General features: G+C 71.8%; 12 protein-coding genes. 4 read left to right on the forward strand and 8 right to left on the reverse strand.

Annotated features, from left to right (window positions below; translation table 11 throughout):
• The first annotated feature begins 72 nt into the window (after nucleotides 1–72).
• Both ACFSE6_RS04965 and ACFSE6_RS04970 read left to right on the forward strand, forming a co-directional pair.
• Complete coding sequence (locus ACFSE6_RS04965) at nucleotides 73–741, forward strand: TetR/AcrR family transcriptional regulator (protein WP_388004030.1); 669 nt, start codon at nucleotides 73–75, stop codon at nucleotides 739–741.
• 51 nt (nucleotides 742–792) lie between these two features.
• A complete protein-coding gene (locus ACFSE6_RS04970) occupies nucleotides 793–1323 on the forward strand; it encodes a MarR family winged helix-turn-helix transcriptional regulator (protein WP_388002890.1) in 531 nt (176 codons plus the stop codon).
• Nucleotides 1324–1425: 102 nt separating this feature from the next.
• Here the strand turns inward: ACFSE6_RS04970 and ACFSE6_RS04975 are convergent, their stop codons facing one another.
• The 5 genes from ACFSE6_RS04975 to rsmA form a co-directional block, all read right to left on the reverse strand.
• Complete coding sequence (locus tag ACFSE6_RS04975; RefSeq protein WP_388002893.1) at nucleotides 1426–2112, reverse strand: DNA alkylation repair protein; 687 nt, start codon at nucleotides 2110–2112, stop codon at nucleotides 1426–1428.
• A gap of 240 nt (nucleotides 2113–2352) precedes the next feature.
• On the reverse strand, nucleotides 2353–4221 hold the full coding sequence (locus tag ACFSE6_RS04980; RefSeq protein ID WP_388002896.1) for an ABC-F family ATP-binding cassette domain-containing protein: 1869 nt from the start codon (nucleotides 4219–4221) through the stop codon (nucleotides 2353–2355).
• Nucleotides 4222–4226: 5 nt separating this feature from the next.
• Entirely contained in the window at nucleotides 4227–5702 is a 1476-nt protein-coding gene (locus tag ACFSE6_RS04985; protein ID WP_388002899.1) for a DHA2 family efflux MFS transporter permease subunit, read from the reverse strand.
• A gap of 139 nt (nucleotides 5703–5841) precedes the next feature.
• Nucleotides 5842–6774: a 4-(cytidine 5'-diphospho)-2-C-methyl-D-erythritol kinase gene (locus ACFSE6_RS04990; protein ID WP_388002902.1), complete on the reverse strand. Its 933-nt coding sequence runs from the start codon at nucleotides 6772–6774 to the stop codon at nucleotides 5842–5844.
• Entirely contained in the window at nucleotides 6771–7685 is a 915-nt protein-coding gene (gene rsmA, locus ACFSE6_RS04995) for a 16S rRNA (adenine(1518)-N(6)/adenine(1519)-N(6))-dimethyltransferase RsmA (protein WP_388002905.1), read from the reverse strand. The genes ACFSE6_RS04990 and rsmA overlap by 4 nt, the downstream gene beginning before the upstream one ends.
• Nucleotides 7686–7740: 55 nt before the next feature.
• Between rsmA and ACFSE6_RS05000 the strand changes: the two genes are divergently transcribed.
• Nucleotides 7741–8145 carry an ArsR/SmtB family transcription factor gene (locus tag ACFSE6_RS05000; protein ID WP_388002908.1) on the forward strand — a complete coding sequence of 135 codons (405 nt, stop codon included), beginning with the start codon at nucleotides 7741–7743 and terminating at the stop codon, nucleotides 8143–8145.
• Nucleotide 8146: 1 nt separating this feature from the next.
• Nucleotides 8147–9037: a cation diffusion facilitator family transporter gene (locus ACFSE6_RS05005; protein WP_388002911.1), complete on the forward strand. Its 891-nt coding sequence runs from the start codon at nucleotides 8147–8149 to the stop codon at nucleotides 9035–9037.
• 59 nt (nucleotides 9038–9096) lie between these two features.
• On the opposite strand, the gene ACFSE6_RS05010 is transcribed toward ACFSE6_RS05005, so the two are convergent.
• The 3 genes from ACFSE6_RS05010 to ACFSE6_RS05020 all read right to left on the reverse strand — a co-directional run bounded on the left by ACFSE6_RS05010 (nucleotide 9097) and on the right by ACFSE6_RS05020 (nucleotide 12832).
• The gene (locus tag ACFSE6_RS05010) at nucleotides 9097–10359 is read right to left on the reverse strand and encodes a transglycosylase family protein (RefSeq protein WP_388002914.1); all 1263 of its coding nucleotides are present in this window, start codon (nucleotides 10357–10359) and stop codon (nucleotides 9097–9099) included.
• A gap of 241 nt (nucleotides 10360–10600) precedes the next feature.
• Complete coding sequence (locus ACFSE6_RS05015; RefSeq protein ID WP_388002917.1) at nucleotides 10601–11722, reverse strand: aggregation-promoting factor C-terminal-like domain-containing protein; 1122 nt, start codon at nucleotides 11720–11722, stop codon at nucleotides 10601–10603.
• A gap of 162 nt (nucleotides 11723–11884) precedes the next feature.
• The gene (locus ACFSE6_RS05020; RefSeq protein WP_388002920.1) at nucleotides 11885–12832 is read right to left on the reverse strand and encodes a TatD family hydrolase; all 948 of its coding nucleotides are present in this window, start codon (nucleotides 12830–12832) and stop codon (nucleotides 11885–11887) included.
• Nucleotides 12833–12834 lie beyond the last annotated feature (2 nt).

The following is a 12834-nucleotide window of genomic DNA, read 5'->3' on the forward strand; positions in this document are numbered from 1 at the left end:
AACGGTCGCCGGAAGCGACAGGGCATGATGGACGGGATGACCCCCAGGGAGAAGTCCTCGTCCCGCGTGCGGATGACCGGAAGCCAGCGCCGCGAGCAGCTCGTGCGCATCTCGCGCGAACTCTTCGCGTCCAAGGGTTTCGAGGGGACGTCCGTGGAAGAGATCGCCGCGCGGGCCAAGGTGTCCAAACCGGTGGTCTACGAACACTTCGGGGGGAAGGAGGGCATCTACGCCGTCGTCGTCGACCGCGAGGTGCAGACCCTGCTCGGCATGCTCACGGAGCAGCTCAGCTCCGGCGGCCATCCCAAGCTCATCGTCGAGCGGGCGGCCCTGGCCCTGCTGGACTACATCGAGGACAACACCGACGGCTTCCGGATCCTCGTGCGTGACTCCCCCGTCGCGCAGGCGACCGGAACCTTCTCCTCGCTCATCGGTGACGTGGCCAGCCAGGTCGAGCACCTGCTCGCGGAGCAGTTCCGGCTCCGGCGCCTCGACCCGGCCGCTGCGCCGATGTACGCGCAGATGCTCGTGGGGCTCATCGCGCTGACCGGCCAGTGGTGGCTGGAGGCGCGTCAGCCGGAGAAGGCCGAGGTCGCGGCGCACATCGTGAACCTGACCTGGAACGGGTTGGCCGGGCTGGAAAAGGTGCCACGTCTCTCCCGCGGGGCGCAGTCCTCGACTGCACAGCGACGTGGTGATCCCGTCGACGACCGGGGGCCCGGACCGCAACGACCGCGGTGACGTCCGCGGCGGGCACCGCCCACTTATCTCGACGTCGAGTAATCTCGGGGGATGGACGCTCTGCAGCCGACCCGTGACGGGACGGTCAGCGCGCCACGGGACGAAGTCGACCGGATCGTCGAGGCGTGGCAGCGCGAACGACCCGATCTGCACCCGCTCCCCCTGCACGTCTTCTCGCGCGTGAGCCGGCTCGCGCGGCAGTTGGACCTGACGCGCCGTCAGGCGTTCGCGGACAACGGCGTCGAAGCCTGGGAGTTCGATGTCCTCTCCGCACTGCGTCGCTCGGGAGAACCGTACGAACTGACGCCGGGGCGGCTCATCGCGGAGACGCTGGTGTCCTCGGGCACGATGACGAACCGCATCGACCGGATGGTGGCCCACGGCCTGGTGGTCCGGTCCACCGACGCCGCCGACCGCCGGGTGGTGAAGGTCCGCCTCACCGAGGAGGGGCGAGCCCGGGTGGACGCCACCATGTCCCAGCTCCTGGCCTCGGAGCACGAACTGCTGGCGGCGTTGCCGGAGGAGACCACCGACCAGGTGATCGCGGCGCTGCGCGCCCTGCTACTCCAGTTCGAGGGCTGACGACGGCGCAGCGGAAGGTGGGGGCGAGGAACGAGCACCCGCCTGCAGCGGAGCCGAGGAAGCCCGACAAACCCACCCCAGGGCTGACGACGGCGCAGCGCTTCAGGTGAGCGCGGTACGCGCCACCCGCCGCGCGTGCGCCCTGAGGTCCTCCCCACGCCGCCCCAAGAACTCCTCGAGGCGTGACCGGTCGACCCGACCGATCTCCCGCAGTGCGACGCCGACGTTCGTCTGCACGAAGTGCTCGGGGTCCGCGGCAAGGATCTCGCACAGCGCCAGCGGATCGTCGAGATCTCCCGCCCGGATGATCGAGAACGCGGCGGTGATCGCGGTCCGCCGATGCCAGAGGTCATCGGAGCGAGCCAGGTCCACGAGCACGTCCCGTGGCTTGTCGAGGAGGTAGCCGCCGATGACCCGCGGCGCGGCGCGGTCGATGTAGTCCCAGGTGTTGATCCGGTCGAGTCTGCGCATCCACAGTCCGTACATCGCGGCACGGTCCGCCTCGGTGCAACGTCGCGAGCGCGCCATGAAGTCCAGGATGCTCACCGCGACCATCCGCATCTCGTAGGCGTCCGACCCGAGCAGACGATCGACCTCGTCCAGCGGCATCGGGGTGCGGTCCTTGGCGATGTCGAACACGGTCTTCATGCGGACACCGATGACCTCGGTGTGCGGGTCGGTCACCCGTTTGCGGATCTTCGCGCGCTCGGTCTCGCAGGACGCCGCCTCCAGTGCCGCGCGCACACCGTCAGCAGTCGGCCTCCCCCGTGCCTTCTCGCTCGTGCTCACGGCTCTACTCTGCCCGCCTCGGCGGCGTTGCCAGGACCCGACCAGGTGATCGCGACGTCCTACGTCTCGAGCGTCGCTGCCAGGTCACGCAGCGTCTCCAGCTCACGCGCGACCCAGCCTTCACCGATCGAGTCGGTCCCGCGCAGGTGCGGCTTGTCGAGCAGGTGAAAGGCGAGATTCCTCAGGGACGCCGCGACCCGGAGCCAGTCGAGCTCGTGGATCGAGACCGCGCCACACCGATCATCCCGCCGCCTCGGCGGCGTACAGCCACTGTTCCTCGAGCTCGGCGTGGACATCCTCCGCCTCGCGCGTCTCGCGGGTCAGGCGCGCCAGGGCGTCGACGTCACCCGCGGCGGACGCGTCGGCGAGCTGCTCGTGCAGCTGCGCCACCCGGGCCGCCGCCTTCTCGAGCTGCCGCTCGACCCGCGCCATCTCCTTCTTCGCGGCGCGCCGCTCGGCGGGGCTGGGGCCGGACGCTGTCACGTCGCCGGACACGGCCCCGCCGTCCTCCGGTCCAGGGGCCTGTGCTCCGGATCCGCCCGGCGCTGCCGAGGCCTCGTCCTCCCGCCGCAACCGGAGGTACTCCTCGACGCCGCCCGGCAGGTCGCGCAGCTTGCCGTCGCCGAGCAGGGCGAGCTGGTGGTCGGTGACGCGCTCGAGCAGGTACCGGTCGTGCGAGACGACGACGAGCGTCCCCGGCCAAGAGTCCAGCAGGTCCTCGACGGCGGCGAGGGTGTCGGTGTCCAGATCGTTCGTCGGCTCGTCCAGCAGCAGCACGTTGGGTTCGTCGACGAGCAGCCGCAGTAGCTGGAGGCGGCGCCGCTCGCCACCGGACAGGTCGCGCACGGGCGTCCACGCCCGTTCGCGCGTGAACCCCAGCCGCTCGGTGAGCTGGGCGGCCGTGAGCTCCTTGCCGCCCACCTCGACCCGTGCCCGGACCTCCTCGACGGCCTCGACCACCCGCCGGTGGGCGACGGCGTCGAGTTCCTTCGCCTCCTGCGAGAGTGTGCGCACCCGGACCGTCTTGCCTCGCCGGACCCGCCCGCCGGTGGGCTCCAGGCTCCCCGCCAGCAACCGGAGCAGGGTGGTCTTGCCCGCGCCGTTGACGCCGATCAGACCGACCCGCTCTCCCGGTGCGAGACGCCAGGTGACGTGGTCGAGCACCGTGTGCTCGCCGTCGTCGGTGGGGTAGGTGAGGCTGGCGTCCTCGAGGTCGAGGACGTCCTTGCCGAGACGGGTGGTGGCCATCCGGGTGAGCTCGAGCCGGTCCCGCGGCGGCGGTTCGTCGGCGATGAGCTCGGCCGCGGCATCCAGCCGGAACTTCGGTTTCGAGGTCCGCGCCGGAGCGCCCCGCCGTAGCCACGCGAGCTCCTTGCGCAGCAGGTTCGCGCGCTTGTCGGCAGCCGCCGCGGCACGACGCTCACGCTCGGCGCGTGCGAGGACGTAGGCCGCATAGCCGCCGTCGTAGGCTTCCACCCGTCCCGGAACGGGCGCCCGCCCGCCGGGGCCGTCGTGCCCGGCGACGACGTCCCAGATGCGGGTGCAGACCGCGTCGAGGAACCACCGGTCGTGGGTGACGACGACGAGTGCACCACGTCCGCGGCCGAACCGGCCCTGCAGGTGACGTGCGAGCCAGTCGACGCCTTCGACGTCGAGATGGTTCGTCGGCTCGTCGAGGACGAGCACCTCGGCGTCCTGGGTCAACGCCCGCGCCAGCGCCACCCGCCGTCGTTGACCGCCGGAGAGCGCGGAGACCTCGGCGTCGAGGCCGACGTCGGCGAGGAGACCGGCGTGTATCTCTCGCACGTGGGCCTGCGAGGCCCATTCGTGATCGGCCGCCGCGGGGTGCACGACCTCGCGGACGGTGCCGCCCGGCAGGGTATCGGATTGGCCGACGGTGACCACCCGGGTGCCGCCCGCCCGGGTGACGCGCCCCTCGTCCGGTGCCAGCGTGCCGTCGAGCAGAGCCAGCAGCGTCGACTTACCGGCGCCGTTGCGGCCCAGGACGCCCACCCGGGCGCCGTCGTCCAGCCCCAGGGAGACGCCGGCGAGGACGGGGCGTGCCCCGCGGACGACGCCGACCGATTCCAGTCCGAGGAGGTGAGCCATCCTCCTCAGTGTGCCTCGGCGACGGGGACGGGCGCCGTGTCCGGCTTGCGGAACCGGACGGCCAGCAGGGCGCACAGCACGAGCAGCCCGGCACCGACGAGGAACGACAGTCGGGTGCCACCGGCGAGTGCGTCGGCGTGGTTCGCGCCCGCCTCCTTCAACGCCGCCGAACGCACCGTCATGATGGCGACGGCGCTCGCGGTGCCGGCCGCCGCAGCGAGCTGCTGGACGGTGTTCACGGCCGCGGATCCGTGCGAGTACAGGTGCGGTTCGAGAGAACTCAGCGCCGTGGTGAACAGCGGCGTGAACATCATCGCCAGTCCCACGCTGAGGACGACGTGACCGGCGAGCGCGAGTGTCCACGGCACCCCCGGACGCACGAAGGAAAGCACCACGAACGCGGTCACGGCGATGGCGATCCCGGGCAGCACCAGTGGCCGGGGCCCGACGCGGTCGTACCAGCGGCCGACCACCGGGCCGAGGAGGCCCATGACCAGGCCGCCGGGGAGCACGACGAGGCCGGACGCCAGCGGCGTCATGCCGAGCGAGTCCTGGAGCAGCAGCGGCAGCAGGATGATCACGCCGAACAGCGAGATCATGCACACCACCATGGCAGTCAGCGTGGTGCTGAACTGACCCGAGGTGAACACGCGCATGTCCATCAGCACGCGGTCCCCGCCCTGGAGACGCCGCTGGCGCAGCACGAACAGGGCGAGGAAGACGACGCCGACCGCCAGGATCGGCAACGGCGGGAGCACGGGCTCGTGGTCGACGGACTCGCCCAGGCTGGACAGTCCGTAGACGAGGCCACCGAAGCCGAACGCCGCCAGCACCGGCGAGATCGGGTCGAGGTGGACGTCCTCACGCACGGTCACATCCCGGACCATGATGGTGCCGACGACCAGCGCGATCAGCGCGATGGGAAGCACGGTCGCGAAGACGCCGCGCCACCCGAACAGCCCGACCAGCCCGCCGGAGAAGGTCGGGCCGAGTGCCGGGGCGGCCGAGATGACCAGACCGACGTTGCCCATGATCTGGCCCCGCCGTCCGACCGGCACGATGGTCATGATCGTCGTCATCAGCAGCGGCATCATCACGGCAGTGCCGCTCGCCTGGACCACACGGCCGGCGAGCAGGGCCGAGAAGCTGGGCGCGAGCGCCGCCAGGAGCGTGCCCACGGAGAACAGCCCCATCGCGATGATGAAGGTGATCCGGGTACCGAGCCGCTGCAGGACGAACCCCGAGGCGGGGATGACCACGGCCATGGTGAGCATGAACGCGGTCGTCAGCCACTGACCGGTGCTCGCCGTGATGTCCAGATCGTCCATGATCGGCCGCAGCGCCACGGCCATCGTGGTCTCGTTGAGGATGACGACGAACGCCGAGGCGAGCAGCAGACCGATGACGATCACGTGTTGGCGGGGAAGCTTCTCCGCATCCGCCTGGCCCGCGGGCGGGTCGTCACGCGTTGTCGTATCCATCGAACTCCTCGGTCGGCAGGGTGGAGCCGCCGCGACGCTGCGCACGACCGTCAAAGGAACCAGCAACCATCTTCGGCCATTCCCGGCCGGCGGTCGAGATGTTTCCGCAGGTGGGATACGCGACAGCCGGAGCGTCTCGTCAGCCGCGTCCGACGTGCTCGATGACCCGCGCCCCCGGAACCGGACCGGTGGCCACCTGGATCTCGTCCGCGACCTCGGCGCCGCGCAGCACGTCCGCGACGCTGGAGGCGTGCGGAGCGTCCAGGGCCAGTGCCGCGACCGTCGGCCCGGAGCCGGAGACGACGGCGGCCAGCGCGCCGGCACGGTCGGCGGCGGCCAGGACGTCGGCCAGGCCCGGCCGGAGCGAGACCGCCGCCTGCTCGAGGTCGTTGTGCAACGTCCGGGCCAGGACGAGAGGGTCGGCGCTGAGCAGCGCGGAGACGACCTCCCCCCCGTGGCGCGCGTCGTCCTCGTCGTCGGCCCCCGGACCGTCGCCGGTGAGCGCGTCGAACTCGGCGAAGACCTCCGGGGTGGACAGGCCCTCGTCCTGGATGGCGAGGACCCAGTGGTACTGGCCTCGGCTCATCACGGGGCTGATGAGATCACCGCGCCCGGTTCCCATGGCGGACATCCCGGTCAGGGCGAACGGGACGTCGGCGCCGAGCTCGGCGGCGAGTTCGGCCAGCTCCTCGCGGCCCAGCCCGGTACCCCAGAGCTGGTCGCACGCGATGAGCGTGGCCGCAGCGTCCGCGGAGCCGCCCGCCATGCCCCCGGCCACCGGGACCTGCTTGGTGATGCTCAGGTGCACGCCGCTGTCCTCGCCGGCGGTCTCCCGCAGCAGCTCGGCCGCCCGCACCGCGAGGTTCTCGCGGCCGGTGGCCAGGTCCGCGCCGCGTCCGTGCAGTTCGGCGCTGATGTCCTCGGCGGGGCGGGCGATGACGTCCTCGTACAGCGAGACGGCCTGGAACACGGTCTCCAGCGGGTGGTAACCGTCCTCCCGAGGCAGCCCGGCGCGCAGCGTCAGGTTGATCTTGCCCGGTGCCCTGACGTGCACCGCACGGAGTCCGGTCACGGGGACAGACTGCCACGGGATGTCTCGCCGGTGCCCGCGCTGTGCCGGCCTTGTTCGGCGATCGCCGCGAACTCGGTGATGGCAAGCCGTTCCCCACGCAGGGTCGGGTCGAGGCCGGCGGCGCGGATCGTCTCCTCGGCTCTGGCGGCCGAGCCTGCCCAACCGGCGAGCGCCGCGCGCAGCGTCTTCCGCCGCTGGGCGAATGCGGCGTCGACGACGGCGAAGACGGCCTCGCGTGGTGCGGCCGTGTCCGGTGGGCCGCGCCGGGTCAGACGCACGAGCGCGGAGTCGACGTTGGGCACGGGCCAGAAGACACTGCGCCCGATCGTGCCGGCCCGTGCCGCCTCCGCGTACCAGGCCGTCTTGGCCGACGGGACGCCGTAGGTGCGCGTGCCGGGCGGGGCCGCGATGCGGTCGGCCACCTCGGCCTGCACCATGACGAGGGCCTCGCGCACGCTCGGCAGGTGCTCCAGCGCGGTGAGGAGCACGGGCACCGCCACGTTATAGGGCAGGTTGGCGACGAGCTTGTCCGGTGGCGGGGCTCCACCGGGCAGCATGTCCGGTCCGGTCAGGCTCAACGCGTCGGCGTGGAGCACGTGCAGCCGGCCGGCGGCCTCGGGCATCCGCTCGGCGACGGTGCCGGGCAGCGCGGCGGCGAGGGCGGGGTCGATCTCGACGGCGACCACCTCGGCCCCCGCCTCCACCAGGGCGAGGGTGAGCGATCCGAGCCCGGGGCCGATCTCGAGGACGACGTCGCCCGGCCCCACGTCTGCGGCCGTGACGATCCGCCGCACGGTCCCGGCGTCGTGAACGAAGTTCTGCCCCAGCGTCTTGGTGGGCCGCACACCGAGCGCGTCGGCGAGGCGGCGGATGTCGGCGATGCCGAGCAGCCCGGGCTGAGGTGAGGTCACCCGGTGAGGGTACGAGGTCGTGACGGTGCCGACCTGTCCGGTCTAGTATCTGCGCATGCACGAAGATACGAAGCTTGCTGCGACTTCGCCACGTGACGCGGCGTGGTCTGACGAGCCGATCGCGGTGGACAGCGAGTACGCCGACGTCGCCGCCGAGGTCTTCTCGTTGCTCTCCGACGTCACGCGGATCCGGATCATCCTGGCGTTGCGCCCGGGCGAGATGTCGGTCAACGACCTCGCCGGCGCCGTCGGCAAGTCCCCGACCGCGGTCTCCCAGCACCTGGCCAAGCTGCGGTGGGGGCGGATCGTGCGCGCGCGGCACGCCGGCAACCGGGCCTTCTACTCGCTGGTGGACGAGCACGCCGGCCACCTCGTCACCGAGGCCGTCCTCCAGGCGCAGCACGTCCTGGGCGAGGGGCGCGACCATCGGCACGGTCACGCGCGACCCGCCGGGAGCTGACGTGGCGGGCAGTGGTTCGGGGCGGCTGACGATCGCCTTCGGCATCAGCGCGACGGTGCTGGTCGTGCAGGCCGCGGGTGCGCTGCTGACCGGAAGCCTGGCGCTGCTCGTCGACACCGCCCACGGGCTGACCGACACCGCCTCGCTGGCGCTGGCCTTGTTCGCCGCCAGGCTCTCGATGCGTCCGGCGACGTCCCGGCGGACGTGGGGCTATCGCCGAGCCGAGGTCCTGGCCGCCTTCGCCCAGGCTGCGGTGCTGTTCGGCGTCGGGGTCTACGTCCTCATCGAGGCTGTGGGCCGCCTCATCGATCCCCCGGACCTGCCGGCCGGCGATCTCGTGGTCTTCGGCGCGATCTCTCTTGCGGGGAACGTTGCGGCGATCGCCGTCCTGGCCCCCCAGCGCCGCGGCAGCTTCAACCTCCGGGCGGCCTTCCTCGAGGTGCTCAACGACGCCCTCGGCTCGGCCGGCGTCGTCATCGCCGCGCTCGTCATCGTCACCACCGGATGGTTACGCGCGGACGCAGTCGCCGCGCTGGCCATCGGTGCGCTCATCCTGCCCCGCGCCGCCCGGCTGCTCCGCGAGACGACCTCGGTCCTGCTCGAGTCGGTGCCGCCCCGCCTGGATCTCGACCGTGTCCGTGTTCACCTGCTCGAGGTCGAGCACGTGCGCGACGTCCACGACGTGCACGCTTCGCTCATCGCCACCGGCCTGCCGGTGCTCAGCGCCCACGTGGTGGTCGACGAGGAGTGCTTCACCGACGGGCACGCGGCGCGCATCCTCGACCAGCTCCAGGAGTGCGTCGCCACGCACTTCGCTGTGGCCGTCGAGCACTCGACGTTCCAGATCGAGCCGGTCACCCACGCCTCGCACGAGCGACCCACGCATCCGTGAGATCGCGGTGAGACCTCCGGGCGGGACGAGGCGGGCCGCCGGTCGGCGGCCCGCCCGGGTCACAGCAGGCCGAGCTGTGCGGCGCAGTGCGGCCACTGCCCCCAACCGGCGCGCTGCTGAAGGATCTGTGCGCGCATGGTCTGCTCGGCGGCTGAGGCTTCGCTCGGCAGCCCGCTGCCGCCCACCGACTGCCAGGTGGAGAGGGTGAACTGGTACATGCCGTAGTAGCCGTTGCCGGTGTTCGTCGTCGGGTCGCCGCCCGACTCGCACTGGGCGAGCTGACTCCACACGTCGCTCGGCACCGAGCTGCCGCCCGCCTCGGCCGAGTCGCTGGAATCGCTCGAACCGCCAGACGAGGAGCCGGAGGAGCCACCGGAGCTCGAGGATCCGCCGCCCGAGGACGGTGCCGGCTCGGGCTCCGGCTCTGGCTCCGGCGCGGGCCGCTCGGCCGTGCCGTAGGCGATGATGCGGTCGACCGGCTCGCGGGTGACCTCGTTGCTCAGCAGCACGTTGGTGCGCTGCTCGCCGCCGACCTCGATGACGCCGAAGGTCCGGGTGCGCTCGCCGGGCCGTCCTTCCTGGACGACGCGGGTCTCGCCCTCGTACATCGAGTCGTCGGCCTGGCGGACGGTGTCGAAGTCGATCCGCTCGGTCTCCGTGCGGCGGTCCCGCTCCACCCGGGTCACGGACACGACCGGGGTGCCGTCGGCGGCCGAGCTGACGCGCACATGGTCGCTGCGGTCCACCTCGACCTCGGCCTGCTCGAGTGCGTCGCGGACGGTGGCCTCGCCCTCGAGCTCGACGCGGGTCTCCTCGCCGTCGGCACGTACGAGGGCCTCGCCGTCGACGACGAGCGGGAGCTCCAGGGCTGACCGGTCCAGCGACCGTGAGGCGCTCAACGTCACCTCGCGACCGGACTCGTGAAGACTGGAGACGAGGTCGGCCTGGCTCATCGCGGTGGTCCACACCTGGCGCTGCTCGCCATCGACCTGGACGGAGACCTGCTGGGCGGAGCGGACCACGATCTCGGCCCCCTCGTCGAGGGCGGCGTCCGCGCCCGGTGCGAGCAGGTCGTGCTCGCCGACGTCGATGCCCTGATCGCGGAGCAGCCCGTCGACGGAGCCGGCCCATGTGGTCACGGTCCGGGACTCACCGTCGACCTCGAGTTCGACGGTCTTGTGGGCCTGAGCAGCCACGGCGCCGCCGCCGACGAGCACGGGGACCAGTGCCAGCGCGAGCCAGAGGCTGCGGCGACGCCGGCGTGGCTGCGCGTGCTGCGGGGGCGCTGCGTCTGTGGGCTCGGGGGTGGTGTTCTGGCTCACGAGTGTCCTTCGTGATCGTGCTGTCCCGGCACGGAGTGACGGCGGGCGAAGAGGAGGGATCCTCGCGCGTGCGGAGCACGGCCCGACGACCGGTCCGATCCGGTTGTCCTGGTCGGGAGTTCGCAAGACGGGAAGGGCGAACCGGGGACGACTGTAACCGAACCGTTACCGCGGGTCCAGGTGTGGTTCGCCACAGCAGGTGGTAGGTGCGGTAAGCGGGCGCTGCCGGACCGGCGCCAGGTCAGTACCAGCCGTTGCTCTGGCTGTGGCCCCAGGCGCCGCAGGGCGAACCGTACCGGCCCTGGATGTAGCCCAGGCCCCATTCGATCTGGGTGGCCGGGTTGGTCGCCCAGTCGGAGCCCGCGCTGGCCATCTTGCTGCCGGGCAGTGCCTGCGGGATGCCGTAAGCGCCCGAGGACGGATTCTGCGCCGAGGGGTTCCAGTTCGACTCGCGCTGCCAGAGGCTGTCCAGGCAGGAGAACTGGTCCGCGCCCCAACCGAAGTCGGGCAGCATCTGCTGGGCGATGGAGCGCGGGTCACCGGAGTAGGAGCCGCCGCTCGCACCGACCGAGTCCTCGGCCTCCTCGGCGAGCACCGACTCTTCTTCGCCGGTGCCGATGCGCACGACCTTGTCGCGCCGCTCGCTGGTCTCGACGGTGGCGACGAGCTGCCGGGAGATCTCCTCACCTCCGGCCGTGACCACGCGGTAGGTGGAGGTCGTCACGCCGTCGCGGCCCTCGACCTCGACCTCACGCTCCCCCTCGGGCAATGAGGGGTCCTCCTCCTCGACGACCTCGAACTCGTCGACCTCGCGCTCGGTGACGTGGTCGGTCGTCGCCCGCTGGACCGTGATCTGTTCACCGGCAGGGACGGCGTCGGCCAGCGGGGCGCTGACGACGTCGTCCGCACCGATGACAATGCCGGCCTCGGCGAGTGCTTCGCCCAGGGAGTCGGCCGTCGAGGTGATCTCACGGGTCTGACCGTCGACGACGACGCTGAAGGTGTGGGCGCCGTCAGCCTCGAGGGCAGTCCGGCCGGCCATCTGCGAGCGGGACGCGACGGAACCGCCGTCGCGCAGGCTGAGGGTTCCGGCCTCGACGGCGGCGAGGTCGTGCGGGTCGGTCACGCGCGGGGAGGCGGAGACCTGGCTGACCGTGAAGGCACCCGTGCCGACGACGACCGCGCCGAGGACGCCGAGGCGCAGCGTCTTGACGGCGGGCCCCGGCATTCCGAAGGCGCCGACGGCGCGCCGGCGCTTCTCGGCGAGTCGGCGAGCGCGGCGGGTCTCGGGCTGAGGAGTCTTGGTCACAGTCAGGTTCTCGGTCGGCGCGAGGTCGTCGCGCTCGGAGTGGGATGGTGCCACGGCGTTCTGGTCCTGTCCGGAGGGAAGACGGATCCCGCCGACCGTAACCGATCCGTTATCTCAGGGGAAGCGCAGGCCCCTTCAGGAAGGCGTGCGATGGCGCACATCGCTGACCTGCAGTGACAGGTGTGATCTGTGGGACTGATGTGACAGTTGTGACGCCTACCAACGCCCGTAGACGGCGTCGGTCGTGGCCGCGAGACGCTCGCACGTGGCAGTGAGGTCGTAGCCCAGGTCGGCCCACTGCTCGGCGATCGCACGGACGGTCAGCGGCATGACGTAGGAGGCGTTCGGGTGCCCGCGGAACGGGGCCGGGGTGAGGTACGGCGCATCGGTCTCGACGAGGACGAGCTCCGCCGGAACCTCGCGCAGGGCGGCACGTCCGGCGTCGTTGCTTTTGAACGTGACCGGCCCAGCCACCGAGACGTACCAGCCCTGGGCGGCGCACGTGCGGGCGAGCTCGACGTCGCCGGAGAAGCAGTGGAAGACGGTGCGCTCGGGGGCGCCGTCGGCGAGCAGGATCTCCACGACCGCCTCGTGGGCTTCGCGGTCGTGGATCTGCAGGGGCTTGCCGAGCTCCTTCGCCAGCGCGATGTGATCGCGGAATGCGCGCACCTGATGCGGCCTGCCTTGCTCGCCGGTGCGGAAGAAGTCGAGGCCGCTCTCCCCCACCGCGACGACGCGCGGATCCGTGGCGAGGTCGGCAACCCGGGCGACGGCATCCTCGAGGGGAAGAGCGTGGTGCTCGCGGACGGCAGGGTCCAGGCCGTCGGGCGCGACCTCGCGGACTCCGGCGTGCAGGGGCGCCTCGTTCGGGTGGATGGCCACGGCGGCCGCGACGGCATCGTGCGCGCGGGCGAGGGCCACGGTGCCCTCGAGAGACGGCACGTCGCACCCGACGGTGAGCAGACGGGTGACGCCGGCGCGGGCCGCGCGGGCGACCTGCTGCGCCGTCGTCATGGGTGCTTCGCCCGGCGGGAGGGCGACGTCGAACTCGTCCACGGGCCGGCCGTCGTCGTCCAGCACCGGTAGATGCGTGTGGTTGTCGACAACCGGTGCGGGCAGGGGTTCGGGGTCCGCAGGCCAGCCGCGGTGCTTCTTTGTGCTCATGT

This window comes from Georgenia deserti (assembly GCF_042680605.1).
GTDB lineage: Bacteria > Actinomycetota > Actinomycetes > Actinomycetales > Actinomycetaceae > Allobogoriella > Allobogoriella deserti.